The organism is Actinoplanes sp. NPDC051388 (genome assembly GCF_055586225.1).
The window spans coordinates 20,331-45,117 of the sequence record NZ_JBVJIP010000001.1; the positions used below are offsets into that span (position 1 = coordinate 20,331).

Here is a 24,787-nt window from a genome sequence, read left to right on the forward strand (position 1 = left end):
CCGAAGTCAGAGCAGCTTGAAGAGGTTCGGCAGGACTGGTGGCTCCCAACCGGGCAGCGACGTGTGGGTCGCCTTGACCTCGTAGGTCTTCCCGTCGAAGGTGACCACGTCGCCGGCAGTCAACAATGTGAACGGCTCCCACGCCTTGGCGGCCGGCGGCTCCTCGGTCGGCGGGGTGGTAGGCGGCGTCGTGGGTTCCTCGGCCGGCGGCGGCTCTTCCTCGGCCGGCGGCTCCTCGGCCGGCGGCTCCTCGGCCTTCGCCGTCGAGACGCGGACGAAGTCGACCAGCATCCGCCGGTCCGAGCGGTCCTGCCGGTCGCGGTCCGTGGAGCCGAAGCCCTCGGAGACCTCCAGCGACACCGCGAACGGCTCGGTCAGGTCCTCCTCCGTGCGCAGGAACTCCTTGCCGTCGACCGACCAGACGATCAGGCCCGGCTCCCACTTCACCGCGAAGGTGTGGAAGTCCTCGGCGAACGACTGCTCCGCTTCCAGCGAGCCGTCGAAGTCGCGGCCCAGGGCGGCGCGCAGCACCCGCGAACGGTCGCCGCTGTTGGTCATCACGTCCAGATCCGGCGCGTCCGTGCCGAGCAGGCGGAACAGGGAACGTACCGAAGCACCGTCGGCGACCTTGGCGCGCGCCTCGACCACACCGGCCGGGGACTCGAAGGCCTTCGTGCTCTGCAGCCCGGCGTCGGCGAACCGCTCGCGGTCGTCGGAGCGCGCCGAGATCCGCAGGTTGCCCTCGCCGTCCAGGCGCACCGAGCGGCCGTCGACCGACCACTTCTCCTGGTCCACGGACTCGCCGCGCGCGCCGTCGAACTCGTCCGCGAAGACCTGTTCGAGCTGCGGGTCGGTGTTTTCGGTCGCGGACGCCTGGTCGAAGCGCGTCGGCAGCCACACGGCGGTGGCCAGGCCGACCGCAGCCACCGCGACGGTGATCACGGAACGTGTCTTGATCTCGCGAGCAGGGCCAGGGGCGCGGTGTCTTTTAACGGCAGGCGACGACGTCGGTACTGCGTGCGATGGCGCTGAATGACGGGCGCGGTGCATCGACGAATGTCCTCCTCGCGGACCATGCCCTTGCTGCGGCAGAAGAACTTTCACGAATTGGCGAGCGACGCGCAAGCTCGGTCCGAAGACTTAAAACTCCCTTTAAGAAGCGCGGGCCGAGATGCGCACGGTGGTCCCTTCCGGACCGGTTTCGATCCTCAGCGTGTCGGCCAGCTCGTCGGCCAGCCAGAGACCCCAGCCGCCCGGTTGGTCGGCCGCCGGGCGCTGTGGTCTCGTCGCGTGCGGGCGCGGCAGGCCGATGCCCCGATCGGAGACCTCGCACACCACCGAGCCGTCCGCGACCCACATCGCGACCGTGCCGTCCCCGCCACCGTGCCGCACCGCGTTCGTCAACAGCTCGTTGACGGCGACCACGAAGTCGTCCAGCCGCCCGCCGGAGAGACCCGCCGATTCGGCGCAGGACGCGATCCGGTGCCGCAGCGATGTCACCTCGCTGTGGTCGAAACTCTTGGTGAGCAGGATCTCGGTGATCCCTCGACGGTAGGCCAGGACTGATCTTTCCGCATTGCGCGATGTGGCATCGTTCGCCGTATGACCGACGCCCCGACGTCGCCGAGCAGCCTGCAGACACCCCTCTGGCGGGCCATCGCGGTGTTCCGGATCGCCGCCCTGGTCTATGTCGCGGTGCTCGCCGTGAACAACGTCTCGATCTATGCCCGGCCGCTGCTGGTGTGGCCGGTGCTGGCCGTGATGGCGGGCTGGACGGTCTTCACCACCTATGCCTATGCGGACCCGGCCCGGCGCCGGCCGCCGCTGCTGGTGGCCGATCTGCTGCTCACCATGGCGGTGATGGCGTCGAGCGTGCCGATCGTCGGCCGGCCCGCGCTGATGGACGGCAAGCCCACCCTGGCGGTCGCCTGGCACGTGGCGCCGGTGATCGCCTGGGCGGTGGCCGGCGGCCGGCGCGGTGGCATCAGCGCGGCGATCGCGATGGGCGCCACCGACCTGATCGTGCGGGCGCACTACGACCAGGCGGCCTACACCGGGACGGTGCTGATGCTGCTGGCCGCCACCGCGGTCGGCTATCTGGTGCGTTTCGCCGAGGTGTCCCAGGCGCGGCTGCAGCGGGCGATCGAGCTCGAGGCGGCCACCCGCGAGCGGGAGCGGCTGGCCCGCAACATCCACGACTCCGTGCTGCAGGTGCTCGCGCTGGTCAAGCGGCGCGGCGCCGGGCTGGACGGGGAGGCCGGCGAACTGGCCCGGCTGGCCGGTGAGCAGGAGGTCGCGCTACGGGCGCTGGTCACCACCCCGACGGCGCGCGAGCCCGCCTCGGTCGATCTGCTCGGGCTGTTGGCGCCCTTCGGGTCCACCTCGGTGTCGGTGTCCGGGCCCGCGTCGCCGGTGGAACTGCCCGGCGAGGTCGCCCGCGAGCTGGCGGCCGCCGTGTCGGCGGCGCTGGACAACGTGACCAGGCACTGCCCGGCCGAGACCAAGGCGTGGGTGCTGGTGGAGGACGAGCCGGCCGCGGTCACGGTCAGTGTGCGCGACGACGGCTGCGGGATCGGGCCGTCGCGGTTGGCCGAGGCGGAGGCGCAGGGGCGGCTCGGCGTGGCGCAGTCGATCAAGGGGCGGATCGGGGCGCTGGGCGGCCGGGTCACGATCACCTCGGCCGGCGGCACCGAGGTGGAGATGTCCGTGCCCAGGAAAAAGTCCTAGTCCAGACCCTGCTCGATCGCGTAGCGGGTGAGCTCGACCCGGTTGTGCAGCTGCAGCTTGCCGAGCGTGTTCTGCACGTGGTTCTGCACCGTGCGATGGCTGAGCACGAGCCGCTCGGCGATCTGGCGATAGGACAGGCCCTTCGCCACCAGCCGCAGCACCTCGGTCTCGCGCTCGGTGAGCTTGGGCGCGGGATCGTCGTCCGAGGCCGGCGGCTCGACGGCAAGCCGCCGGAACTCGCCCAGCACCAGCCCGGCCAGCCCCGGTGTGAAGACGGTGTCGCCCACCGCGGTCCGCGCGACCGCCTCCAGGAACTCGGTCGTGCTCGCCGATTTCAGCAGATAACCGCTCGCGCCGGCCTTGACCGCGTCCAGCACCGACTGCTGCTCGCCGGAGGCCGACAACATCAAGACCTTGACCTCGGGTACGGCCGTCAGCAGCCCGTTGATCACCTCGACCCCGGACACGTCGGGCAGCTGGAGGTCCAGCACCACGACATCGGGCCGGGCGGCGGCCGCGATCCGCACCGCCTGCCGGCCCTCACCGGTGGTGGCGACCACCTGGTAACCCGCCGCCGTCAGATCCCGGCTGACGCTCTCCCGCCACATCGGGTGATCGTCAACCACCATCACCCTGAGCTGCTGCTGCTCATCCACGGGCCCACTTTAGAGAACTCAGTCGTAATCGGGCGCGTTCGTCTCGTGCATCGCCAGCTCCTCGGCGCTGGCGCCGCCACCGGACGCGCCGGCGTCGTAGGCCACGCTGTCCGCCTCGTCGTCGAAGCCGCCGCCCTCGTCCGGCGCCACCAGCCGGCCCACCGCCTGCGGGTCGTCCGAGTCGAGCTGCCCGTCGTCGTAGAGCGAGATCTGCGAGTTCGGGTCCGACGTCGGGCTCTGCCCCCAGACGTCGGCGTCGAGGTTGCGCTGCTCGTCGCTGTCGACCGTCTCGTCGATCGGGTCGCGGACCGGCGGGATCGGGTCCTCCGCGCCGACGTCGGGTTCCTCCTGGCGGAGGCGGTGATCGAGGTCGGCGCCCTGCGCCTCCTCCGACGGCGTGACGCCGTATCGGCTCGCGCCACCGGGGCCGGTGCCGGCCAGGGCGGAGGGATCCGGGCCGTCGGCCCAGCGGGAGCTGTCGACCTCGTCGTAGGCGGAGGAGTCGTCGTCCGCGGTGCCGGGCAGGCCGGACGCCTCGGGATCGCTCACTTCGGCCGGGTAATCGTTGTCGCGCATGGAGATCGTCCTACCCTCGGGCCGGGCCCGGTATGCCTGCTTCGGACGCCGGGCGTTCGGATGGCTCGGTCACCTCGCCGGCCGCGAGCCGCGACCAGACGACCTTGCCGGTGTTCAGCGCCAGGCTGCCCCAGCGGTCCGAGACCGAGTCGATGAGCAGGAGGCCTCGACCACCGTACGCGGTCGGCGAAACCGGCCCGCCGAAGCGCGGAACGGTGGCCGAGTCGTCGCGCACCGCCACGCTGATGGTGTCGCCCAGCCGGGCCAGCAGCACGGTCATCGGGGTCTGCGCGTGCGCCACCACGTTGTTGACCATCTCGGTGACCACGATGCAGGCGGCGCCGCAGAGGTCCGTGAACGCCCACTCGTCGCACACCTCGTTGACCAGCTCTCGGGCCGAGCGAGCCGCGCCGACCAGCGGTTCGAGGTCGAGCCGGCGCCGAAACTGCGGATGGGCCGGGCCCAGCTCGGCGAACGCGGCCGCCCGGTCGGTGTGGACCCGCAGGCCGGCGGCGGTCCAGAGAGCCTGATCGTGGCCGGTGCAGAGCGCCACCCGGGCGGCCGGCCACTCGGCGGTCTCGCGCACCAGCCCGGCCAGCTCGCCGGGCACGGCGCGGTCGGCGACCCGGGCGGCCTCCAGGTCGATCACCAGCGCCTCCGGCTGGGTGGCCAGGACATTCAGGATCGTCGCTCGCAGAGCGGGGACCGCCTGCGCGTCGAGTGCCCCGGACAGACTGACAACCGGAAACATCTGACCGGTGTCCACCGGGTACGCGACATCGCTCGGCATGATCGCTCCATTGTGCATGTGGCGTCTCCCTCCCGCATGTTCGCGGCGAACGCCCCTGCCCTTTTGACCCCTCCTGCGACGTTCGGGCGATTCGGGACATAAGCGCGAGTTGCGCATGTCAAGGAGATACCCCGTCAGAGTGGTCCCATGCACGTCAGCGGCCGGTGCCCGCGGTTCGCAGGCGCGCCGCCTCGGGCCGACGGGCCTCGTGCTTGCCGCCCGGCACGGTCGCGTGATGGTGCTGCGGCTCCGCATAACGCGTCAGCCCGATCACCGAGGCCAGGGTGGCGACGAAGCCGACCGCGGCCAGCCACTCGCGGCCGGCATAGATCTGGTCGCCGAGCAGCAGCAGTCCGACGATCGCGGCGGGCACCGCGCCGGCCGCGTCCATCGCCGCCACCGCCGCGGTGGTCGAGCCGCGCTGCATGGCCAGGCCGAGCAGCAACTGGCCGACGATCGAGTGCACGATCAGCAGATAGAAAAGCGGGTTGGTGCAGATTCCACCGAACGAGTGCTCGGCGGCGAGCGGGCGGGCAGCGATCGCGGCGGCGGAGAAGGCGATGCCGGCGAGGGAGCCGAGCACCACCGAGCCCATCGCGCCGTGCAGGCGTACCGCGAAGAAGCCGAGCACCGCGATCACCCCGACCGCGACCGCCAGGCCGACCAACCCGGCGGTCCCGAGCGGGCGCGAATGCGCCGGTTGCGCCGAGATGACCAGCGCGGTGATGCCGGCCAGCAGCAATCCGAGCAACGCGACCTCGGAGCGCGGCAGACTCCACTTGAGCACCACGACGCCGAGCAGCGCGGTCACTCCCAGCCCGGCGGCCACGCTGGCCTGCACCAGGAACAGCGGCAGGTCCCTGCGGGCCAGGAACGCGAACACGAACCCCAGGAGCTGACAGCCGACACCCAGCAGATAGGCACGGTGACCGGCGAGGCGCAGCAGCAGGCCCGGGTCGAAGGTGTGATGCACGGTGACGCGTGCGGCGGCCGCGGATTGCAGCAGGTTGGCCACCCCATACGCCGCGATCATCGCGGCGAGGAAGAGCCAACCCGCTGACATCACCCGGCGAGAATAGACCAGCCGTGACAGGCTTACCCGGTCTTCCCTTCGCCCAGCCGGACGAGCAGGTCCTCGTGCAACCAGCCGTTGGACGCGATCGCGCTGCCCTCGCCGGCGGCCGGCCGCCCGTCCAGATCGGTGAAGGTGCCGCCGGCCTCGGTGACGATCGGAATCAGCGCGGCGACGTCCCACAGCGACAGCTCGGGCTCCACCATCGCGTCCACCGCACCCTCGGCGAGCAGCATGTATCCGTAGAAGTCGCCGTACGCCCGGCTGCGCCAGACGCCCAGGATGATGTCCAGCATCGGGTCGAGGCGGCCACTCTCCGCCCACCCGGTCAGGCTGGAGTAGCAGAAGCTGGCGTCGGCCAGGCTGTTCACCGCGGAGACCTGGATGCGGGTGGCGGCGCGCTGGTGCTTGCCCGCCCAGGCGCCGTGCCCGATGGCGCCCCACCAGCGGCGGCCCAGCGCCGGCGCGGAGACCAGCCCGGCCACCGGGGTGTCACCCTCCATCAGCGCGATCAACGTGCCCCAGATCGGCACGCCGCGGACGAAGTTCTTGGTGCCGTCGATCGGGTCGATCACCCACTGCCGGGTGCCCTTGGCCGCCGCCGACACACCGAACTCCTCGCCCAGCACCCCGTCGCGCGGTCGGGCCCGGGCGAGGGTGCCGCGCAGCGCCCGCTCCACCGCGGTGTCCGCATCGGAGACCGGGGTGAGATCCGGCTTGGACTCGACCCGCAGGTCGAGTGCGCGGAACCGGGCCATGGAGATCGAGTCGGCCGTGTCGGCCAGCAGGTGGGCGAGCGCGAGATCGTCGGCGTAACCGGCCATGTCGGCAACCTACAGGGTCTTTCAAGATCAAGATCAACTGGCGGTCGCACCCGGGTGGGTGTCACAGACCGCAGCTCCCGCCGGGCCGGGCGTGCACCTCATGGCCGCTGGCGCGTCCAGACCGAGGCGCGCACCCTGCACGCTGATTGCAACTCACCCCGAAACCCCGAGTGGTAGCCCAGCCGTGCATCCGGGCCAGGGATGCACGCCTGAGCTACCACTCCGGTTGCGGCTCGCGCTCTTTCACAGGGCAGTCGGGTGGGGGCTCTCATCGGACTGCTGGTCGCGCTGATCGCTGTCGCCGGCCCGGCTGGCCAGCAGGCGGCGGTAGGAGGCGAGGCGGCGGGCGTCGGCCTTGCCGGCCGCGACCCACGCGTCCAGCGTGCACTTGCCGTCGGCGCCGGTGTGGTCGCAGTTCGGCTGGTCCTCCAGGGTGCCCTCGACCAGGTCGGGGAAGCCGTGCAGGAGGCTTTCGGCGCTGACGTGGGCCAGGCCGAAGCTGCGGATGCCGGGCGTGTCGATGATCCAGCCCGGGTTCTGCGGGCGGCGACCCACCCGGGGCAGGCGCAGGGCGACCGCGCTGGTCGAGGTGTGCCGGCCCTTGCCGATGGCGCTGACCACGCCGACCGCGCGCAACGCGTCCGGCACCAGGCGGTTGACCAGGGTGGACTTGCCGACGCCGGAGTGGCCGACCATGACCGAGATGCGCCCGGAGAGGCGCTCGCGCACGTCGGTCAGGTCGCTGTCCGGGCGCACCAGCACGTGCGGCAGGTCGAGCTCGGCGTAGTAGTCCAGCACCTGCTCGGGTCCGGCCAGGTCGGCCTTGGTCAGGCAGAGCAGCGGCTCGATGTCGGCGTCGTAGGCCGCCACCAGGCAGCGGTCGATGAAGCCGGTGCGCGGCGGCGGATCGGACAGCGCGCTGACGATCACCAGCTGGTCGGCGTTCGCCACCACCACCCGCTCGAGCCGGCCCTCGGGCGTGGTGTCGTCGTCGTCCGCCGTGCGGCGCAGCACCGAGGTGCGCTCGGCGATGCGCACGATGCGGGCCAGCGCGCCGGGCACCCCGGACGTGTCGCCGACCAGCGCCACCCGGTCGCCCACCACCACCGACTTGCGGCCCAGCTCGCGGGCGCGCATCGCGGTGATGATCGCGTCGGTCGGGTCCTCCTCGCGCACGCAGCCATAACGCCCGCGGTCGACGGTGATCACCAGGGCGTCCACCGCGTCCTCATGCTTGGGCCGTGTGCGGGTGCGCGGACGCGACGACCGCCCCGGACGGATCCGGACGTCGTCCTCGTCGTATTCCCGCTTGCGCGCCGGCAGGGCTCAGCTCCTCTTGGTCACCAGATCGGCCCAGAGCTCGGGGAACTCCGGCAGCGTCTTCGCGGTACACGCTACGTCGTCGAGGGTGGTGCCCGGGACGGCGAGGCCGAGGACCGCGCCGGCGTGTGCCATGCGGTGGTCGTCATAGGTCGCGAACGTCGTCGGCCGCAGCGGCGCCGGAGTGATGTCGAGTCCGTCGGGATGCTCGACGACCGTGGCGCCGGCCTTGCTCAGCTCGGTGGCCAGCGCGGCGACCCGGTCGGTCTCGTGGGTGCGGATGTGCGCCACCCCGCGCAGCCGGGACGGGCCGTCGGCCTGCGCGGCGAGCGCGGCCAGCACCGGGGTCAGCTCGCCCACCTCGGACAGGTCGGCGTCGATGCCGTGCAGCACGCCGGTGCCCCGCACGGTCAGTCCGCGTCCGTCCACCGTCGCCGCGCCGCCCAGCGCCTCGATCAGCTCGGCCAGCCGCCCGACCGGCTGCCAGCTCTCGGCCGGCCACCCGGCCAGCGTCACCTCGCCGCCGGTGACCAGGGCAGCGGCGAAGAACGGCGCGGAGCCGGAGAGGTCGGGCTCGATCACCCACTTGCGCCCGCGCAGCGGGCCCGGCTCGACCGTCCAGACGTCGGGCACGCTCTCGTCGACGACCGCGCCGGCCGCGCGCAGCATGTGCGTGGTCATCCGCAGGTGCGGCGCGGACGGCACCGGCGGGCCCTCGTGCCGCAGCACCAGACCCTTGGTGAAGCGCGGGGCGGAGAGCAGCAGCGCGGACACGAACTGGCTGGACCCGGACGCGTCGATCACCGCCTCGCCGCCCTCGACCAGGCCGGCGCCCCGGACGGTGAGCGGCAGACCGCCGGACTCGGACGCCTCGATCGTCACGCCCAGGGCGCGCAGCGCGTCGACCACCGGGCGCAGCGGCCGCCGCCGGGCCTGCGGGTCGCCGTCGAAGGTGACCGTGCCCCGGGCCAGCGCGGCCAGCGGCAGACCGAAGCGCATCACCGTGCCGGCCTGGCCCACCTCGATCGCCGCCGGGCCGGTCAGCGGACCCGGCTCGACCAGCCACTCGGTGTCGCTCGCGGTGTCCACCTCGACGCCCAGCGCGCGCAGCCCGGCGGCCATCATCGTGGTGTCGCGGGCGCGCAGCGGGCGCACGATGCGCGACGGGCCGTCGGCCAGCGCGGCGAGCACCAGCGCGCGGGCGGTCATCGACTTGGAGCCGGGCAGCCGCACCGTGGCGGTCACCGGGCCGGAGGCGGGCGGTGCAGTCCATTCGGTCACGCTCCCCATTCTGCCGTCCCGGTCCTCCTCGGGCTGCCCCCCGGTCCCGCGCTCCGAGGCGTAGGGTTCCGCACCATGTGTGGCCGGTACGCGACGACGCGGAGCGAGGCCGACCTCAGCCTGCTGTTCGACGCCGTGGACGTCACCGAGGGGCTGGGGCCGAGCTGGAACGTCGCCCCGACCGATCCGGTGCCGGTGATCCGCATGTCGCAGCGGCACGACGCCCGGGTGCTGGATAGCGCAAAGTGGGGCCTCGTCCCCTCCTGGGCCACGGATGCGAAGTCCGGCGCCCGCATGATCAACGCACGGGCGGAAACGGTCGCCACGTCGCCGGCATTCGCGCCGTCCTTCGCCCGCCGCCGTTGTCTGGCACCCGCCGACGGCTGGTTCGAATGGGTCCGCGACGGAAAGCGCAAGCGGCCCTTTTACATGACCCCGGCGGACGGCGCACCACTCGCATTCGCGGGTTTATGGACAATGTGGAGTGACACCCTGACCTGCAGTGTCATCACCACCGAAGCGGTCGGTGAGCTGGCCCGCGTGCACAGCCGGATGCCCTTGGTGCTGCCTTCGGAGCGCTGGGGAGAATGGCTCGCCGGCGGTGGTGATCCGGCCGCCCTGCTGCGCCCGATGACGGCCGCCGAGCTGTCCTTCATCGAGATCCGCGCGGTCCGTCCAGATGTCGGGAACGTCAGGAACAATGGTCCGGAATTGATTCTGCCAACTGTGCAAGAACAGGAAATCGGGACACTGTTCTGACTCCCGATTTGCGGTGATGAATCCGTAATGTGCTCGCTGCTTACTGTGAAGTTTGTTTCGAGATCGACACGAACCCTTGCCCTGATCATGCGTCTCGGGATACAAACCACCGCCGGTGTGGTGCCGGTCCGCACGGGGCGGACGGCGTAACCACGGTTGTTGCCGGTCCCACGGGGGAGGTGGGTCTATATGACACGGGCACGTATGCCGCGTCCACACGAGGTCGCCATTGCGAGGCGCGACCCGAGACTGCTTGGGGCGATCGACGAGCGTTCCGCCGATGAGGCGTGGCGCATCCGCGGTGCCTGCCGCACAGTCGATCCGGAAACGTTCTTCCCGGCTCCGAACGAGCCGTCCGAGGGTGCCGTCGCACTCTGCGGGACCTGCGATGTCCAGGGGCCGTGCCTGGCCTGGGCGTTGCAGGTGGGCGACTGTCACGGCGTCTGGGGCGGCACCACGCCGCGCGAGCGCCGGGCGATGCTGGTGGCCTGGCGCGAGCGCGTCCAGGCCAACGGCGATCCGGTCGACGATGGTCCTGACGAGGAAGATCGCCGGCTGCTCACGCTGATTCCGGTGAGCCGCTGACAATAGGACTGTGCCAAGTCCTTCAGTTGAGGTAATCGAAACGCCGCGCGGGCCGGCGGAGGTCCAGATCACGGACCCCGCCGGTCCGCCGTTCGCCATGCTGGTGCTCGGCCACGGCGCCGGCGGCGGCGTGCACGCCCCGGACCTCACCCGGGTGCACGACGTGGCGGTCGCCGTCGGCGTCCGCGTCGCGCTGATCACCCAGCCCTACCGGGTGGCCGGCCGCCGCGCTCCGGCGCCGGCTCCGCAGCTGGACGAGGCCTGGACCTTTTCGGTACGCGCCCTGGCGAGCCCCCTGCCCCTGGTCGTGGGCGGCCGGTCCAGCGGCGCCCGGGTGGCCTGCCGGACGGCGGCGACCCTGGGCGCGGCGGGCGTGCTCTGCCTGGCGTTCCCGCTGCATCCGCCGGGCCGGCCGGAGCGCAGCCGGGCCGGCGAGCTGCCGGAGGGCCTGCCGACCCTGATCGTCAACGGCGACCGTGACCCGTTCGGGTTACCCGAGCCGGGCGGCCTGGTCGAGGTCGCCGTCCGCCCCGGCGCCACCCATGATCTGCGCCGGGACCTGGCCGGCACCGGTGACCTCGTGGTCGCCTGGCTGGCCCGGCACGGCTGGGCGCGCCAACCCGGAATGTAGAGCCCTGACCGGCGGTTACACAGCCTGGACACGACGTACGTCGGAAGGGGTTGTGAGGTGCCAGCCGGAATGGTGGAACTCGATCGGGACGGTCGGGAGGTGCACCGGGTGCGGGATCTGCTCCGTTCGCCCGAGTGGCCCGTCACGGAACCGGGGCCGGTCTTGCCATCGGTGAGCGTCAGCACACCTGCGGTTTTCGAGACGGTTCCTGGGGCACTACCCGTATCCTCGGCGCATCTGTCGAGGGGAGAGGACCGCGTGGCCCAGATAGAACGCACCGACGAGCGCCGTGCGCGCTTCGAGCGGGACGCGTTGCCGTTCGTGGATCAGCTCTATGCGGCGGGTCTGCGGATGACGCGCAACCCGGCGGACGCCGAGGACCTCGTGCAGGAGACGTTCCTCAAGGCGTACGCCGCGTTTCACCAGTTCGAGGAGGGCACGAACCTCAAGGCGTGGCTCTACCGCATCCTCACGAACACGTACATCAACTCGTACCGCAAGAAGCAGCGGCAGCCCGTCCAGGCGCCGACCGAGGAGATCACCGACTGGCAGCTCGCGTCGAGCGAGTCGCACACGTCGGTCGGTCTGCGGTCCGCCGAGACCGAGGCTCTCGACCGGCTGCCGGACAGCGACATCAAGGACGCTCTCCAGGCGCTGCCCGAGGACTTCCGGCTGGCGGTCTACCTGGCCGACGTCGAGGGTTTTTCCTACAAGGAGATCGCCGACATCATGGGCACGCCGATCGGCACCGTGATGTCCCGTCTGCACCGTGGACGGCGTAACCTCCGCAAGCTGTTGGAGAACTACGCGGTGGATCGCGGCATCACCCGCACCGCGTCGGAACCGCAGGAGGCGTGACGGGATGGGCGACGAGGAGAAGAAGGCCGACTGCGGCGTCGTGCTCTCCGAGGTATATCTCTACCTCGACCTGGAGTGCAGCGAGACGCGGCGCGCGCTGATCCGCAAGCATCTCGACGAGTGCACCGACTGCCTCCACGAGTACGGCATCGAGCACGAGGTGAAGGCGCTGGTGGCACGCTGCTGCGGCTCCGACCGGGCGCCGGTCGAGCTGCGCGAGCGGCTGCGCGTCAAGCTCAACGAACTGACCGTCGACATCGAGCGACGCGAGTTCCTGCCCTAGCATCTGGCTGGGTTCAAGCTCGGCCACAACGCAAAGCGCCGCCGATGACAAGTTGGCCCCCGGCCCCGTAGCGAAGCGTCACGGTGTCGGGGGCCAACTTGTCATCGGTTATCAGGCGCTTTGCCGCCCGAGCGGAGCGAGGGCCAGCTCAGCTCAGCTCAGCTGTTGGGGCGCTTGCCGTGGTTGGCGTTGCTCTTCTTGCGCGCCTTCTTCTTGCGGGACTTCTTTGCCATGGTGGACTCCTTTCGACCGGGTCGATGGTAGACGGCGGGTTATCCACAGGTGAGATTCCCCCATCGCGGAACCGTGATTGGATACTTCCGACCGAGACCGAGCGTCGATGAAGGGGTGCATCACCGTGGCTGAGGAGATCCGGGCCGAGATGGTGGCCAACGTGTGGAAGGTGGTGGCCGCCGCCGGTGACGTGGTCGCCGAGGGCGACACGCTGGTGATCCTGGAGTCGATGAAGATGGAGATCCCGGTGGTCGCCGAGTCCGACGGCACGGTCTCCCAGCTGGCCGTCAACGAGGGCGACGTGGTGAACGAGGGCGACCTGATCGCGGTGATCGACGGCTGAGGCCGGCGGCCGGCCGGGAGTCCGAGCCGCGCCTGTGACGGTCGGTGACGGCGGGTCAGCGGGCGCAGGTCAGTGAGTCGGGCCGGGTCAGCCGGTCAGCGGGCCAAGGCCGGGTCAGCGGGCCAAGGCCGGGTTGGCGGGCCAAGGCCGGGTTGGCGGGCCAAGGCCGGGTTGGCGGGCCAAGGCCGGGTTGGCGGGCCAAGGCCGGGTCAGCGGGTCAGCCAGCGCAGGAGCTGGCGGCGGACTCGGCGTGGGCGGCGCGGGCGCTGGCGGGGGATGCGCGGGCGGGACTTCGCCTCTTCGGTGGCGATCACCGCGGCGGCCAGGTCGCGGGTCTCGGTGCGCAGGCCCGGCGTGGCCATCGCGAGCTGCGCGACCGACCAGGCGATCGGCGACTGCTGCCGCTGGGCCGGGCCGGCGATGCCGATCAGGCGGCCGGTGACCAGGGCCTTCACGTCGGCGCGGGCGGACGGCTCGACCCAGGCATAGGTGATCAGGGCGAAGAGCGCGGCCTCGGTGATGGCGTCGGCGCCGCCCACCGCCAGGTCGACCAGCCGGCGGCGGCGGGTGGAGATCATCCAGGGCTCGTCGGCGCCGTGGTGCAGCAGGCCCAGGCAGGCCCAGACGCGGGCGGCGCGGCGATCGGCCTCGGGGCTCTCCGGTGGGTGGGTCAGCAGGGCGATCAACTGGTCCGGGTCGACCAGCACCAGGCCCAGCGCGGCGTCGTAGGCGGCCGGCGGGTGGGTCCAGCCCTGGCGGGCGATCCGCAGCAGGCGCTCGATCGACTCGGTGGCAGGCTCGGTGCCGGACGGCGGGCGGCGCCGCGGGTCGGGCAGCACCCGCTCGACGGCCGGGACGCCGCTGAGCCACGGGGTGCCGGCGCAGCAGTCGGCGAGATCCGTGTGCTCGTGGGTGTCGTCGGGGTGGTCGCGGATGAAGTCGGCCAGCCGCACCAGGTGCACGAGCTCGCCGTCGGCGCGGTAACGCAGCCGGTGAGCGGTGTGCACCGCGCAGTCGAACTCCGGGTCCTTGGCCAGCGCGCGGTCGACCCAGGACAGGGCGTCCTCGAGGCGGCCGGCGTCGGCCAGGGTGCCGGCGATGTCCGCGTAGACCGAAAGGTCGTCGGGGTCGTGCGCGACCGCCCGGCGCAGCGCCGCCAGGGCCTCGCCGACGCGGCCGGCGCTGCGATAGGCATAACCCAGCCAGATCTCGGCCAGCTTGGACGGCCGGGCCCGGGCGCCGCGCTGGGCCCACTCCACCGCGATCAGCGCCTCGCCCGCCCGCCGGGCCAGCGCGGAACCGGCGCCGAGCAGCAACGCGTGCTCGGGGTGCGCGGTGATCGCGTGGGTGACCACCGTCAGATAGGGCCGCAGGGCGCCGCGGGCATCCGCGTCGTCGGGATCGCCCACCGCCGTGCAGAGCTGCATCACGTTGCGCGCCAGCAGGTCGGGCTCCATGCGCACGCCGAGCGCGGGATCGGTCACCCAGGGCACCCCGGCCCAGTCGACACCGGGGGTGTGGCCGGCGGCGGCGAAGAGCAGCGGCAGACCGTCCTCCGGACGGCCGGCGGCGGCGAGCAGATGCGCCCGGGCCACCACGGTGCCGACGAACGCGTGCTGCTCGAGCGGGAAGAGCTCGAGCGCGCCGTCGGCGTGTGCGGCCAGCCGGCTGAGCAGCTCGTGGGCCTCGGGCAGCGTGGGGGCGTGCGCGATCGCACCGGCCAGATGGTCGGCCGCGTGGCGCATCTCACCGCGCTCGATCGCGGCCCGCGCCTGCTCCAGGTCGCGGTCGGCCGAGCGCCGGGGCTCCTCCATGACTGTCCGGGGCCTTCTTTCTCGCCGTTGCTCTCGGTGCAGGGAGAGGCGGGAATGTGCCAACTCCTGCAAGTTGCGCGGCTGCGCCACCGCAGCGAAGCCTAGGCGACGATCCTCGATATGTCAGTCCCGACGGCGTGCGCAGTTGTGCTCGGAACGTTGCGCAGCGCGGCGGTTCCGTGCAAGATTGCGCACAGAGCGAGCAGGTCTTGCGCGAAATTCCATCTTGGACATCGTTTGAACAGCAAGGGGAGGCGTGGTGGCAGAGGTCGGCGCGGAGCGTGGCGCGGGGATGTCCGCGGACATCTTGGAGCAGCCGGCGGGCTACGCACGGTTGCTCGACGGCGAGCACGCGCGGGCGATCGCCGACATCGCGGCCCGGGTCGCCGAGCGCCGGCCGCGGCACGTCGTCTTCGTCGGCCGGGGCACGTCGGACCACGCGGCGCTCTACGGCGCCTATCTGACCGAGATCCGGCTCGGCATCCCGGTGGGGCTGGCCTCACCGAGCACGATCACTCTCTACGGCGCCCGGCCCGACCTGTCCGACGCGCTGGTGGTCGGGGTGAGCCAGAGCGGCGGCTCGCCCGACCTCACCGGCGTGCTCAAGGTGGCTCGGGAGACCGGCGCGCTGACCCTGGCGATCACCAACAACCCGTCGTCGGTGCTGGCGTCGACCGCCGAGCTGTCCCTGGACGTGGCCGCCGGGCACGAGCGGGCGGTGGCGGCGACCAAGACGTACACCGCCGAGCTGCTCGCGCTGCTGCTGCTCGTCGAGGGCATCCGCAGCGGCGACGGCACGCTGCCGGCCGAGGAGCGCGCCGCCCTGAGCGAGCTGCCCGGGCTGGCCGAGCGGGTGCTGGCCGACCGGTCCGCCGACGACCTGGCGCAGCGCTACCGGTTCGCGCAGCGGATGGTGACCACGGGCCGGGGGTACGCATATCCGACCGCCCGCGAGACCGCCCTCAAGCTGATGGAGACGTCCTACCTGCCGGCGCTGGCCTTCTCCGGCGCCGACCTGCTGCACGGCCCGCTGGCGATGACCGACCCCGACGTCCCGGTGCTGGCCGTGGTCGGCGGCGGACCGGGCGGCCAGGCGATGGCCGACGTGGTGACCCGGCTGGGCGAGCGCCGGGCCGACGTGGTGACGATCGGACCGGCCGACGTGCCCGGCGCCTCCGGCCGCCTCGCCGTGCCGCCGGTCGACGAGCGTTATGCGCCGCTGCTCGACATCCTGCCGCTGCAACGCCTGGCCCTGTCGCTCGCGCTGGCCCGCGGCGGCGACCCGGACGCCCCCCGCGGCCTCAAGAAGGTGACGTCGACGCTCTGACCGGCCGACAGAAGGACGCCGACGCGCTGATGACCGGCCGACAGAAGGACGCCGACGCGCTGACGACCGGCCGGCACAAGGACTTCGACGTCTGACCCCCGGCCGACAGAACACCGCCGGGGGATAGACGCCGAGGAAACATCCGCGTGGCAGGCTTGGCGCGTGTCCACCCTGCGTGATCTCGCCGAGGAGCACACCGGCCTCGGCCCGGCCGACATCGACCAGCTGCACCGGCTGGCCGGCGATTGGCAACTGCTGTCCGATCTGTCCTTCGCCGATCTGCTGCTCTGGGTGCCGGTCCGCGCGCCCGCCGGCGAGCCGCGCTCCTTCCTCTGCGTGGCGCAGGTGCGGCCGACCACCGCGCCGACCGCCTATCAGGACGATCAGGTCGGCAAGATCGTCGGCGGGCCGGAGGTGGCGCACCTGGACATCGCGTTCGCCCAGGGCCGGATCTGGCGCGAGGGCGATCCGGTCTGGTATGGCGACACCCCCGCCCGGCACGAGGCGATCCCGGTGCGCCGCCGCGAGCCAGTCGGCGACGCCGAGTACGCCGAGGTGATCGCGGTGATCGGGCGGGACACCAACCTGTCCACCGCGCGCACCCCGAGCCAGCTCGAGCTCAACTACCTGACCACCGCCGACGACCTGGCCCAGATGGTCTCCGACGGGACGTTTCCGCCGCCCCGGCATCCCGGCGAGACCACGTCGGCGCCGCGCGTCGGCGACGGGCTGATCCGGCTCGACGCGGCCGGCAAGGTGAGCTACGCCAGCCCCAACGCGCAGTCCGCATATCGGCGGCTGGGCTTCAACGCGCACCTGGTCGGCGAGGAGCTGGCGGTGCTGTTCACCCGGGTGGCGGCCGATCCGCTGGAGGGCAACGACGCGTCCGACCGCATCCTGTCGGCGCTGCGCGGGGAGTCGCCGCCGCGGCAGGAGGTCGAGGCGCGCGGCGCGACCGTGCTGATGCGGGCGCTGCCGCTGCTGCCGGCCGGGGTGCCGATCGGCGCGCTGGTGCTGGTGCGGGACGTGACCGAGGTGCGGCGCCGGGACCGCGCGCTGATGACCAAGGACGCCACCATCCGGGAGATCCACCACCGGGTGAAGAACAACCTGCAGACGGTGGCCGCGCTGCTGCGGCTGCAGGCCCGCCGGGTGGACATCCCGGAGGCGAAGACCGCGCTGCTCGAGTCGGTGCGCCGGGTCGCGTCGATCGCGCTGGTGCACGAGACGCTGTCCATGTCGAGCGACGAGGCGGTGGAGTTCGACGGGATCGTGGACCGCATCGCCACCGCGGCGATGGAGGTCGCGTCCACCGAGGTCTCGGTCAAGATGCGCCGCGAGGGCACCTTCGGCGTGCTGCCGGCCGAGATCGCCACCTCGCTGGTGATGGTGCTCAACGAGCTGCTGATCAACGCGGTCGAGCACGGCTTCGGCGAGGAGACCGAGCCGCCGCACCCGGAGTCGGCCGAGGTGGTGGTGACCGCGCATCGTTTCCGCAAGCAGTTGCACGTGACCGTCGCGGACAACGGGCGCGGGCTGCCGGAGGGCTTCAAGGCGGACGCCGGCGGGCGGCTCGGACTGCAGATCGTGCGCGCGCTGGCCACCGGCGAGCTGCGCGGCACGATCGAGCTGCGCAACCGGGCCGGTGGCGGAACCGAGGCGGTCCTGGTGGTCCCGCTCGGCAAACGCTGACTACCTGCGCTCGAAGAGCACCAGGGTCGCCTTGGTGGCCTTCCACACGTCCACCTGGCGGTAGTCGTCGCGCAGCGTGCCGGTGAGCGGCCCGGCCTTGTCCAGCGCCGGCCCGGTCTGCCACTGCCGGAAGAACCAGACCCGCTGCGCCGTGCCGAGGCAGGCCGCCTGATCGGCGCACTGCTCGGCGTCGAGCTGACCGACCTCGGCGGCCGTCCTGGTGAGCAGCACGTCGGCCGGCTTCTCCTTGCGGCGCAGCTGGTAGTCGATGCCGGCCCGCAGCGACCAGGTGCCCTCGATGCCATAGACGATCACGTCGCCCGGCTGCTGCTCGCGCTCGATGATGCCGGCGATCGCCCGGAAGTTGGCGCCCATGTGCGCCGCCGACTTGCGGATCTCCTGCTGCGCCGGGATGCCGACGCCGATCAGCACGACCAGGGCGACCACCGCGCGCAGCTTGAGCCCGCGCAGGGCGGCCGCGGCGAGCAGGCACAGCGCGGGCACGGTGAACAGCACATAACGCGGCACCCACAGCGACGACGTCACGAAGGAGACCAGGATCAGCAGCACCGGCGGGGCCACCGCGAGCACGGCCAGCTCGGTGGGGACCTTGCGCTCGGGCCACCGCAGGGCCAGCGCGAGCCCGATCACCAGCAGCCCGGCCGCCGCCGACCCGAAGATCGCGCCCGGCGCCGCCCAGACCTGGTCCGCGTCCATCGGCGCGATCCAGTCGAGCTGGTTGCCGCGCTGGGTCAACCCCAGAAAGACCAGAGGCAACACGGGTACGAGGGCCACCGCCGTCACCACCGTCCAGCGCCGCCAGGCCCCCCGGGTGAGCACGATGTAGAAGTGCCCGGCCAGCACCAGCAGCCCCAGCATGTGCGCGAACCCGACCAGCGTGACCACCACCGCGTACGGAATCCAGCGCGCCCAGGACGGCCGCTCGATGGCGCGGTGGAGCAGCAGCGTGGCGAGCGTGGCGAAGAGAAAGGCGAAGCCGTAGGCGCGGGCATCCTGCGCGTAACGGGACAACTGCGGGATGGCGACGAGCATCAGCCCGGCCAGCAGCCCGACGTCCGGCGAGAACAGCCGCCGCCCGAGCTCGCCGGCGATGCCGATGCCGGCCGCCACCGCGAGCAGCGACGGCAGCCGCAGGGCCAGCTCCGAGTCGCCGGCCAGCGCCGTCCAGAAGTGCATGAACATGTAGTAGGGCGAGATCACGCCGTCGAAGTGCGAGGCCAGGTCGACGATCTGCCCGGGAGTGCGCTGCGAGGCGATCCAGGTGGCGTTCTCGTCCCAGCCCAGGGTCGGCTGCCGCAGCCGGAACCGGCCGACCACCAGCATCGCCAGGGCCGGCAGCAGGCTCGGCGCCCAGACCCAGAAGAGACCAGGCAGGCGTCGCTTCGTTGCGGCCGGGGCGGGCGCCTCCGGCGAGACCTGGGTGACCGTTTGAGTCGCCATCGACAGCTTTCTCCTGCAGGGGACGGACGCGGAAGTGTAAAGCTCCGTTGTTGCACAGTGTCGCGCGGTGTGCCCGGCGGCACACTCCCGCAATCTGGACCGCACTAGCCGACAATGCTGTTCCGTGGCAGGCTTACCCGCATGACCGCTGCAGTTGACCGCCGCTTCGTGGCCCGTCGCCACGTTGACTACGGCCGCGTCCGCAGCGCGATGTGTCCGGCTTCCTGACGCCGCCCGATTTCTATTTTCGGGCGCGGATGACGCGCCGGCCCTCTCCTGACACTGAAGTCACGAGCCCAGAAAAAGCCGTGAGCGTCCTGCCGTGCCCACCAGAGCAGCAGGAGGACCTCGCGACATGGCACCCGACAGCACCCCGGCACGGCCCGCCGCCCGGCCCCGCAAGGCCCGCGGCGAGGGCCAGTGGGCGGTCGGTCACCGCGAGCCGCTGAACCCGAACGAGCGGATCAAGAAGGACGACAACCCGCTCAACGTCCGGGCCCGGATCGAGAACATTTACGCGCACACCGGCTTCGCGTCCATCGACCCCCAGGACCTGCGCGGACGTTTCCGCTGGTGGGGGCTCTACACGCAGCGCAAGGCCGGGATCGACGGCGGCCGCACCGCGGTGCTCGAGCCGCACGAGCTCGAAGACGAATACTTCATGTTGCGCGTCCGGATCGACGGCGGCGCGCTCGACCTGGCGCAGCTGCGCACCATCGCGCAGATCTCCACCGAGTTCGGCCGCGACAGCGCGGACATCACCGACCGGCAGAACATCCAGCTGCACTGGATCCGGGTCGAGGACATGCCGGAGATCTGGCGCCGGCTCGAGGCGGTCGGGCTGCAGACCACCGAGGCGTGCGGCGACTGCCCGCGGGTCGTGCTGGGCAGCCCGGTGGCCGGCGTCGCGGTGGACGAAGTGATCGACCCGACCCCGGCGATCGACGAGATCATCAAGCGATACGTGGGCGATCCGCGTTACTCGAACCTGCCGCGGAAGTTCAAGACCTCGATCTCGTGGCTGGTCGACACGCCGTACGAGACCAACGACATCGGCCTGATCGGGGTGCACCACCCGCAGCACGGGCCGGGCTTCGACCTGTGGGTGGGCGGCGGCCTGTCGACCAACCCGCGGCTGGCCGAGCGGCTCGGCGTGTGGGTGCCGCTGGACGAGATCCCGGACGTCTGGGAGGGCGTCGTCGGCATCTTCCGGGACTACGGCTACCGCCGGCTGCGCACCCGGGCCCGCCTCAAGTTTCTGCTGGCCGACTGGGGTGTCGCCAAGTTCCGCGAGGTGCTGGAGAAGGAATACCTCGGGCGGGCGCTGGTCGACGGCCCGGCCGCCGAGCTGCCGGAGCGGCCGATCGACCACATCGGCGTGCACAAGCAGGTGGACGGGCGCAACTACGTGGGCGCGGCGCCGGTGGTCGGGCGCTCGTCCGGCACTCAACTGACCCGGCTCGCCGACCTGACCGAGGCCGCCGGGTCCGATCGGGTGCGCCTCACGCCGTACCAGAAGCTCCTGGTCCTTGATGTTGCCGACGAGAACGTGGAGGGGCTGATCCGCGGCCTGCGCGAGATCGGCCTGGAGGCGCGGCCGTCGTCGTGGCGGCGCGGCACGATGGCCTGCACCGGCATCGAATACTGCAAGCTCGCGATCGTCGAGACCAAGGCGCGTGGCGAGGAGCTGGTGGCGCGGCTCGAGGAGCGCCTCAAGGACTTCGACACGGACATCTCGATCCACATCAACGGCTGCCCCAACGCCTGCGCCCGCACCCAGGTGGCGGACATCGGGCTCAAGGGCCAGCTGGTCATGAACTCGCACGGTGAGCAGGTCGAGGGCTTCCAGGTGCACCTCGGCGGCGGGCTGGGCATGGCCAAGGGCGAGACGGCCGGTTTCGGCCGCAAGCTGCGCGGCCTCAAGGCGACGGCCGAGGAGCTTCCGGAGTACGTGGAGCGGCTCGCGTTGCGCTACCTGGACGACCGCGACTCCACCGACGAGACGTTCGCCAACTGGGTGGTCCGCGCCGATGAGGAGCTCCTGAAATGAGTGACGCACGGTCGGCACCGCTGTACTGCCCCTATTGCGGGGAGGAAGACCTGCGGCCCAACGAGGCGTCGCACGGTGCATGGGAGTGCCACTCCTGTGCGCGAGTTTTCACGGTCAAGTTCAACGGACTACTCAATCTCAAGGGTGTGAACCGATGACGGTCGTGACCGCCGCCTCTCTGGGTCTGGTGACTCTGGGAGCCCCTGTCTCTGCCAACGCCGCCGATTTTGAGGCGCTCGCGATCGACGCCGCCGAGGCGCTCGAGGGCGCGCCGGCCGAGGAGATCGCCAAGTGGGCGACCGACACCTTCGGCGCGCGCTTCTGCGTGACCAGCTCGATGGCCGACGCCGTGGTGGCGCACATCTTCAGCCGCGTCTCGCCGGGCGTCGACGTGGTCTTCCTCGACACCGGCCTGCACTTCCCCGAGACGCTCAAGGTGCGTGACACGGTCGCCGCCACGATGAACGTGAACGTGCGCTCGATCCGCCCGCGCATGACGGTCGGCCAGCAGGACGGCGAGTACGGCCCCCGGCTGTTCGCCCGCAACCCCGACGAGTGCTGCTTCATCCGCAAGGTGGAGCCGCTGGAGCGGGCGCTGTCCGACTACGACGCGTGGGCCACCGGGCTGCGCCGCGACGAGTCGCCGACCCGGGCCAACACGCCGGTGGTGGCGTTCGACCCCAAGCGCGGCAAGGTCAAGGTCAACCCGATCGCCGCCTGGAACCAGCAGGACGTGGACCGGTACATCTCGCGCTGGGACGTCCCGGTCAACGAGCTCTTCAAGAAGGGGTACGGGTCGATCGGCTGCTGGCCGTGCACCCGCCGCACGAAGGCCGGCGAGGACCCCCGCGCCGGACGCTGGGCGATGTTCGAGAAGACCGAATGCGGCCTGCACGTCTAGCTCGCCTGGTTTCACATTCGCTTGCCGCCACGTCGGCCCGCGCGGCGAAGGTGAAACCGGGCGTGGTCCTGGTTGCCCATGGCAGCCGGGATCCGCGCGCCGCGGCCGCCACGTCGGCTCTGGTCGAGGCCGTCGCCGCGGCCCACCCCGAGTGGGAGGTGCACGCCTCCTATCTGGACTTCGCCGGGCCGCGGCCGCTCGACGTGCTGCGCCGGCTCGCCGCCGCCGGGCACCGGCAGGCCGTGCTGGTGCCGTTGCTGCTGACCAACGCCTACCACGGCAAGGTCGACGTGCCGGCGGTCGCGCGCGAGGCGCGCGAGCTGGGTCTCGACGTGCTGCTGACCGACGTGCTCGGCCCCGGCTGCGATCTGCTGCTGGAGGCGCTCGAGCGGCGTCTGCCGCCGGCCGAGATGGATGCGGTGGTGATGATCGCCGCCGGCACGCGGGACGCCGATGCTCGGGCCACGGTCGCCGCGGCCGCCGACGCTTTGGGCGACCGGCTCGGCCTGCCCTGCACGGTGGCCTACGCGTCCGGCGCGGCGCCCACGGCCGCGGAGGCGGTGGCGTCCTTCGGTGACCGCCGGGTGGCGGTCGCCTCGTATTTTCTGGCGCCCGGACTGCTGCACGACAGCGCGGTGGCGTCGGCCCGCTCGGCCGGGGTCGTCGCGGTCGCCCCGCCGCTCGAGGACGCTCCCGAGGTCGTCGCGCTGGTCGCCGACCGGGTCGGGTCAGTCCTCGCCCACGGGCGGATGGCCGCCTGACAGCGGCTTGGCGAAACGCGGGATGGTGCCGGTGACGCGGTAGCCGGCCTTCTCGTACAGCTCGACGGTGTGGTCCCGGTTTTCCAGCGTGGTCCGGATCGTCGCGGTGGTGATCCCGGCCTGTTCGAGCCGGCGCAGACTTTCCTGGAGCAGTGCCTGGGCCACCCCGCGGCGGCGCCAGCGGGGCAGCACGGCCACCCAGGGCGTGTCCGCCGAGCCGTCGCGCCTGCGCTCGTTGAGCACCAGCGCGCCGATGCCCTCGGCGTCCCAGGCGACCAGCCAGAGGTCGACGTCACGGATGTCCTCGCGATAGTCCGAGTAGGACCGCGACTGAAAACCCAGCCCGTGCCGCGCGAAGCAGGTCTCGATCGCCGCGTGGATCAGCGGGTGATGCTCGTCCTCGACCGGCCTGATCTCGAGCCCGTCCGGAAGTTTCGGCCGCCCGGCGCCGGCCGTCGCACGGGCCAGATCCACCAGCGTGAACCGCACCCGATATCCGGCGTCCGTCAGCAGAGCGAGCCGGTCCGGCCGGGACTCGTCGGCGTTGCCACCCAGCAGCGGCGTGCCCGGGCCGGGATCAGCCCGCCAGTGCGCGGCAGCCTGCTCTTCCTGGTGCGCCAGCAGACGACGGCCGAGGCCCTGTCGTCGCGCGGCCGGGTCGATGCTCCCGCTGAGCAGATAGAGCCGGGTGCCGTCCCACTCCTCCCACCAGTCGATCCGGGAGAAGCCGACCACCTGGTCGCCCACGGTGGCGACCCGGGTGAGCGGATCGTCCAGGCGCGGCGGGCTCGCGTCGTCCGCGGTCGCGACGGCCCGCACAGCCGCGTCATCGGCCGGCTGCGCCGCCCGGATCGAGAGCTCATCCACGGGTGTGGACGCTAGCCAGCCACCGACGCCGGGTCGACCGAGTTTGCCGCTCCCGGCTGGGTCGCGTCGGCTGGGTTCCGGGCGCTTTCAGGTGGCCGGGGCGGTCTCGGCGGGTGGGGTGGCCAGGGCCACGTCGCGGTACCAGGCGATCTTGCCGCGGATGTGTTCGCGTTGGGCCTCCAGCTCGGCGATCCGGCGGCCCACCTCCTCGTCGTGCTCCTGGAGGATGCACAGCCGCTCCTCCTCGGTCTGCTCGACCCGGGTCAGCTCCGCATAGCGCTGCATGCGGGCGATCGGCATGCCGGTGTCGCGCAGGCAGCGCAGCGTTCCCAGCCACTCCACGTCGTCGTCGGTGAAGGTGCGGCGACCGCCCGGCGTGCGGCCGATGTGGGCCAGCAGGCCGATGCGTTCGTAGTAGCGGAGCGTGTCGATGCTGAAGCCGGTCTTCTCGGCCACCTCGCCGGGGGAGTAGGTCATCCATCCATCCTTGCTCATGTCTCCACTGCGGACTGTGCGCGCTTGTGGACTAAACGCGCGCGAACCGGTTCGCGAGTAATTTCGAGATCATTTCGCGAACGGAGAAGTGATCGAATTTCTCCGCAGTGCTGTCGATGCAGTGCGTGATCGGGTGTAAACAGCAAGACGCCCCGGAGCCATCAGGCCCGGGGCGCGAATGCTGTGTAGGTGGAATTCAGGCGGTAGGAGCGCCGACCCGAAGGCCGCCGCGGCGCTTCACTGCGCGCCGCTCATCCTCGCTCATACCGCCCCAGACGCCGGCATCCTGACCGGACTCGAGCGCCCAGGAAAGGCACGACTCGGTCACGGTGCACCGCCGGCAGACGGCCTTGGCCTGCTCAACCTGCAGGAGCGCGGGGCCGGACGTCCCGATCGGGAAGAACAGCTCCGGGTCCTCGTCGCGGCAGATCGCATGGTGACGCCAGTCCATGGCGGCAACACTCCTTGTTTCGGGTGGAT

At 71.7% G+C, this 24,787-nt stretch carries 27 protein-coding genes; 12 read left to right on the forward strand and 15 right to left on the reverse strand.

Annotated elements, in window-relative coordinates; all coding sequences use genetic code 11:
• Window positions 1–6: 6 nt before the first annotated feature.
• The gene (locus ACZ6TI_RS00095; protein ID WP_465342752.1) at window positions 7–942 is read right to left on the reverse strand and encodes a carbohydrate-binding protein; all 936 of its coding nucleotides are present in this window, start codon (window positions 940–942) and stop codon (window positions 7–9) included.
• Window positions 943–1,152: 210 nt separating this feature from the next.
• Complete coding sequence (locus ACZ6TI_RS00100; protein WP_465343507.1) at window positions 1,153–1,560, reverse strand: ATP-binding protein; 408 nt, start codon at window positions 1,558–1,560, stop codon at window positions 1,153–1,155.
• A gap of 42 nt (window positions 1,561–1,602) precedes the next feature.
• On the opposite strand from ACZ6TI_RS00100, the gene macS reads away from it, so the two are divergent.
• Window positions 1,603–2,727 (forward strand): MacS family sensor histidine kinase, encoded by a 1,125-nt coding sequence (gene macS, locus ACZ6TI_RS00105; protein ID WP_465342753.1) that lies wholly within the window; start codon window positions 1,603–1,605, stop codon window positions 2,725–2,727.
• Here the strand turns inward: macS and ACZ6TI_RS00110 are convergent.
• The 7 genes from ACZ6TI_RS00110 to aroA all read right to left on the reverse strand — a co-directional run bounded on the left by ACZ6TI_RS00110 (window position 2,724) and on the right by aroA (window position 9,246).
• Window positions 2,724–3,356 carry a response regulator gene (locus tag ACZ6TI_RS00110; protein WP_465343508.1) on the reverse strand — a complete coding sequence of 211 codons (633 nt, stop codon included), beginning with the start codon at window positions 3,354–3,356 and terminating at the stop codon, window positions 2,724–2,726. The two genes, macS and ACZ6TI_RS00110, sit on opposite strands and share 4 nt — an antisense overlap.
• Window positions 3,357–3,401: 45 nt before the next feature.
• The gene (locus ACZ6TI_RS00115) at window positions 3,402–3,959 is read right to left on the reverse strand and encodes a DUF5709 domain-containing protein (protein WP_465342754.1); all 558 of its coding nucleotides are present in this window, start codon (window positions 3,957–3,959) and stop codon (window positions 3,402–3,404) included.
• Window positions 3,960–3,969: 10 nt separating this feature from the next.
• Complete coding sequence (locus tag ACZ6TI_RS00120; protein WP_465342755.1) at window positions 3,970–4,749, reverse strand: ATP-binding protein; 780 nt, start codon at window positions 4,747–4,749, stop codon at window positions 3,970–3,972.
• 154 nt (window positions 4,750–4,903) lie between these two features.
• Complete coding sequence (locus tag ACZ6TI_RS00125; RefSeq protein WP_465343509.1) at window positions 4,904–5,782, reverse strand: hypothetical protein; 879 nt, start codon at window positions 5,780–5,782, stop codon at window positions 4,904–4,906.
• A 62-nt stretch (window positions 5,783–5,844) separates the two neighbouring features.
• Window positions 5,845–6,645, reverse strand: a complete 801-nt coding sequence (gene hisN, locus ACZ6TI_RS00130) for a histidinol-phosphatase (RefSeq protein WP_465342756.1) — start codon at window positions 6,643–6,645, stop codon at window positions 5,845–5,847.
• Window positions 6,646–6,888: 243 nt separating this feature from the next.
• The gene (gene rsgA / locus ACZ6TI_RS00135) at window positions 6,889–7,968 is read right to left on the reverse strand and encodes a ribosome small subunit-dependent GTPase A (RefSeq protein ID WP_465343510.1); all 1,080 of its coding nucleotides are present in this window, start codon (window positions 7,966–7,968) and stop codon (window positions 6,889–6,891) included.
• A gap of 3 nt (window positions 7,969–7,971) precedes the next feature.
• Window positions 7,972–9,246 (reverse strand): 3-phosphoshikimate 1-carboxyvinyltransferase, encoded by a 1,275-nt coding sequence (gene aroA, locus ACZ6TI_RS00140; protein WP_465342757.1) that lies wholly within the window; start codon window positions 9,244–9,246, stop codon window positions 7,972–7,974.
• Window positions 9,247–9,321: 75 nt separating this feature from the next.
• On the opposite strand from aroA, the gene ACZ6TI_RS00145 reads away from it, so the two are divergent.
• From ACZ6TI_RS00145 to rsrA, 5 genes are all read left to right on the forward strand, one after another.
• Window positions 9,322–10,005, forward strand: a complete 684-nt coding sequence (locus ACZ6TI_RS00145) for an SOS response-associated peptidase (RefSeq protein ID WP_465342758.1) — start codon at window positions 9,322–9,324, stop codon at window positions 10,003–10,005.
• A gap of 189 nt (window positions 10,006–10,194) precedes the next feature.
• Entirely contained in the window at window positions 10,195–10,590 is a 396-nt protein-coding gene (locus ACZ6TI_RS00150) for a WhiB family transcriptional regulator (RefSeq protein WP_465342759.1), read from the forward strand.
• A 10-nt stretch (window positions 10,591–10,600) separates the two neighbouring features.
• On the forward strand, window positions 10,601–11,221 hold the full coding sequence (locus tag ACZ6TI_RS00155; protein WP_465342760.1) for an alpha/beta hydrolase family protein: 621 nt from the start codon (window positions 10,601–10,603) through the stop codon (window positions 11,219–11,221).
• Between the two features lie 69 nt (window positions 11,222–11,290).
• The gene (locus tag ACZ6TI_RS00160; protein WP_465342761.1) at window positions 11,291–12,079 is read left to right on the forward strand and encodes a sigma-70 family RNA polymerase sigma factor; all 789 of its coding nucleotides are present in this window, start codon (window positions 11,291–11,293) and stop codon (window positions 12,077–12,079) included.
• 4 nt (window positions 12,080–12,083) lie between these two features.
• Window positions 12,084–12,362, forward strand: a complete 279-nt coding sequence (gene rsrA / locus ACZ6TI_RS00165; protein WP_465342762.1) for a mycothiol system anti-sigma-R factor — start codon at window positions 12,084–12,086, stop codon at window positions 12,360–12,362.
• Window positions 12,363–12,520: 158 nt separating this feature from the next.
• Here the strand turns inward: rsrA and ACZ6TI_RS00170 are convergent, their stop codons facing one another.
• Window positions 12,521–12,595, reverse strand: a complete 75-nt coding sequence (locus ACZ6TI_RS00170; RefSeq protein WP_386988480.1) for a 50S ribosomal protein bL37 — start codon at window positions 12,593–12,595, stop codon at window positions 12,521–12,523.
• 119 nt (window positions 12,596–12,714) lie between these two features.
• On the opposite strand from ACZ6TI_RS00170, the gene ACZ6TI_RS00175 reads away from it, so the two are divergent.
• The gene (locus tag ACZ6TI_RS00175; RefSeq protein ID WP_465343511.1) at window positions 12,715–12,939 is read left to right on the forward strand and encodes a biotin/lipoyl-binding carrier protein; all 225 of its coding nucleotides are present in this window, start codon (window positions 12,715–12,717) and stop codon (window positions 12,937–12,939) included.
• A 209-nt stretch (window positions 12,940–13,148) separates the two neighbouring features.
• On the opposite strand, the gene ACZ6TI_RS00180 is transcribed toward ACZ6TI_RS00175, so the two are convergent.
• Window positions 13,149–14,753, reverse strand: coding sequence for a tetratricopeptide repeat protein (locus tag ACZ6TI_RS00180; RefSeq protein ID WP_465342763.1), 1,605 nt, complete (start codon window positions 14,751–14,753; stop codon window positions 13,149–13,151).
• Window positions 14,754–15,045: 292 nt separating this feature from the next.
• Here ACZ6TI_RS00180 and ACZ6TI_RS00185 point away from each other — a divergent pair, with 292 nt between their 5' ends.
• A complete protein-coding gene (locus ACZ6TI_RS00185; RefSeq protein ID WP_465343512.1) occupies window positions 15,046–16,080 on the forward strand; it encodes an SIS domain-containing protein in 1,035 nt (344 codons plus the stop codon).
• A gap of 162 nt (window positions 16,081–16,242) precedes the next feature.
• Window positions 16,243–17,772, forward strand: a complete 1,530-nt coding sequence (locus tag ACZ6TI_RS00190; RefSeq protein ID WP_465342764.1) for a sensor histidine kinase — start codon at window positions 16,243–16,245, stop codon at window positions 17,770–17,772.
• Here ACZ6TI_RS00190 and ACZ6TI_RS00195 read toward each other — a convergent pair whose 3' ends face one another.
• Window positions 17,773–19,233 carry a glycosyltransferase family 39 protein gene (locus ACZ6TI_RS00195; protein ID WP_465342765.1) on the reverse strand — a complete coding sequence of 487 codons (1,461 nt, stop codon included), beginning with the start codon at window positions 19,231–19,233 and terminating at the stop codon, window positions 17,773–17,775.
• A 355-nt stretch (window positions 19,234–19,588) separates the two neighbouring features.
• Here ACZ6TI_RS00195 and ACZ6TI_RS00200 point away from each other — a divergent pair, with 355 nt between their 5' ends.
• The 3 genes from ACZ6TI_RS00200 (at window position 19,589) to ACZ6TI_RS00210 (ending at window position 22,945) form a co-directional block, all read left to right on the forward strand.
• Entirely contained in the window at window positions 19,589–21,283 is a 1,695-nt protein-coding gene (locus ACZ6TI_RS00200) for a nitrite/sulfite reductase (RefSeq protein ID WP_465342766.1), read from the forward strand.
• A gap of 154 nt (window positions 21,284–21,437) precedes the next feature.
• Window positions 21,438–22,184, forward strand: coding sequence for a phosphoadenylyl-sulfate reductase (locus ACZ6TI_RS00205; RefSeq protein WP_465342767.1), 747 nt, complete (start codon window positions 21,438–21,440; stop codon window positions 22,182–22,184).
• Window positions 22,166–22,945, forward strand: coding sequence for a sirohydrochlorin chelatase (locus ACZ6TI_RS00210; protein WP_465342768.1), 780 nt, complete (start codon window positions 22,166–22,168; stop codon window positions 22,943–22,945). The genes ACZ6TI_RS00205 and ACZ6TI_RS00210 overlap by 19 nt, the downstream gene beginning before the upstream one ends.
• Here the strand turns inward: ACZ6TI_RS00210 and ACZ6TI_RS00215 are convergent.
• From ACZ6TI_RS00215 to ACZ6TI_RS00225, 3 genes are all read right to left on the reverse strand, one after another.
• Window positions 22,913–23,812 carry a GNAT family N-acetyltransferase gene (locus ACZ6TI_RS00215; RefSeq protein ID WP_465342769.1) on the reverse strand — a complete coding sequence of 300 codons (900 nt, stop codon included), beginning with the start codon at window positions 23,810–23,812 and terminating at the stop codon, window positions 22,913–22,915. The two genes, ACZ6TI_RS00210 and ACZ6TI_RS00215, sit on opposite strands and share 33 nt — an antisense overlap.
• Before the next feature lie 87 nt (window positions 23,813–23,899).
• Entirely contained in the window at window positions 23,900–24,289 is a 390-nt protein-coding gene (locus tag ACZ6TI_RS00220) for a MerR family transcriptional regulator (RefSeq protein WP_465342770.1), read from the reverse strand.
• Window positions 24,290–24,503: 214 nt separating this feature from the next.
• On the reverse strand, window positions 24,504–24,758 hold the full coding sequence (locus tag ACZ6TI_RS00225) for a WhiB family transcriptional regulator (protein ID WP_285688035.1): 255 nt from the start codon (window positions 24,756–24,758) through the stop codon (window positions 24,504–24,506).
• Window positions 24,759–24,787: the final 29 nt, after the last annotated feature.

Excerpts from the sequence above, each read along its gene's own strand:
- ACZ6TI_RS00220 (WP_465342770.1), bottom strand. The coding sequence starts at position 24,289 with ATGACCTACTCCCCCGGCGAGGTGGCCGAGAAGACCGGCTTCAGCATC.
- ACZ6TI_RS00120 (WP_465342755.1), bottom strand. The coding sequence starts at position 4,749 with ATGCCGAGCGATGTCGCGTACCCGGTGGACACCGGTCAGATGTTTCCG.
- rsrA (WP_465342762.1), top strand. The coding sequence starts at position 12,084 with ATGGGCGACGAGGAGAAGAAGGCCGACTGCGGCGTCGTGCTCTCCGAG.
- ACZ6TI_RS00145 (WP_465342758.1), top strand. The coding sequence starts at position 9,322 with ATGTGTGGCCGGTACGCGACGACGCGGAGCGAGGCCGACCTCAGCCTG.
- macS (WP_465342753.1), top strand. The coding sequence starts at position 1,603 with ATGACCGACGCCCCGACGTCGCCGAGCAGCCTGCAGACACCCCTCTGG.
- ACZ6TI_RS00160 (WP_465342761.1), top strand. The coding sequence starts at position 11,291 with ATGGTGGAACTCGATCGGGACGGTCGGGAGGTGCACCGGGTGCGGGAT.
- ACZ6TI_RS00110 (WP_465343508.1), bottom strand. The coding sequence starts at position 3,356 with ATGGTGGTTGACGATCACCCGATGTGGCGGGAGAGCGTCAGCCGGGAT.
- ACZ6TI_RS00180 (WP_465342763.1), bottom strand. The coding sequence starts at position 14,753 with ATGGAGGAGCCCCGGCGCTCGGCCGACCGCGACCTGGAGCAGGCGCGG.
- ACZ6TI_RS00150 (WP_465342759.1), top strand. The coding sequence starts at position 10,195 with ATGACACGGGCACGTATGCCGCGTCCACACGAGGTCGCCATTGCGAGG.
- ACZ6TI_RS00210 (WP_465342768.1), top strand. The coding sequence starts at position 22,166 with ATGCGGCCTGCACGTCTAGCTCGCCTGGTTTCACATTCGCTTGCCGCC.
- ACZ6TI_RS00125 (WP_465343509.1), bottom strand. The coding sequence starts at position 5,782 with ATGATCGCGGCGTATGGGGTGGCCAACCTGCTGCAATCCGCGGCCGCC.
- ACZ6TI_RS00225 (WP_285688035.1), bottom strand. The coding sequence starts at position 24,758 with ATGGACTGGCGTCACCATGCGATCTGCCGCGACGAGGACCCGGAGCTG.
- ACZ6TI_RS00195 (WP_465342765.1), bottom strand. The coding sequence starts at position 19,233 with ATGGCGACTCAAACGGTCACCCAGGTCTCGCCGGAGGCGCCCGCCCCG.
- ACZ6TI_RS00115 (WP_465342754.1), bottom strand. The coding sequence starts at position 3,959 with ATGCGCGACAACGATTACCCGGCCGAAGTGAGCGATCCCGAGGCGTCC.
- ACZ6TI_RS00200 (WP_465342766.1), top strand. The coding sequence starts at position 19,589 with ATGGCACCCGACAGCACCCCGGCACGGCCCGCCGCCCGGCCCCGCAAG.
- hisN (WP_465342756.1), bottom strand. The coding sequence starts at position 6,645 with ATGGCCGGTTACGCCGACGATCTCGCGCTCGCCCACCTGCTGGCCGAC.
- ACZ6TI_RS00185 (WP_465343512.1), top strand. The coding sequence starts at position 15,046 with ATGTCCGCGGACATCTTGGAGCAGCCGGCGGGCTACGCACGGTTGCTC.
- ACZ6TI_RS00205 (WP_465342767.1), top strand. The coding sequence starts at position 21,438 with ATGACGGTCGTGACCGCCGCCTCTCTGGGTCTGGTGACTCTGGGAGCC.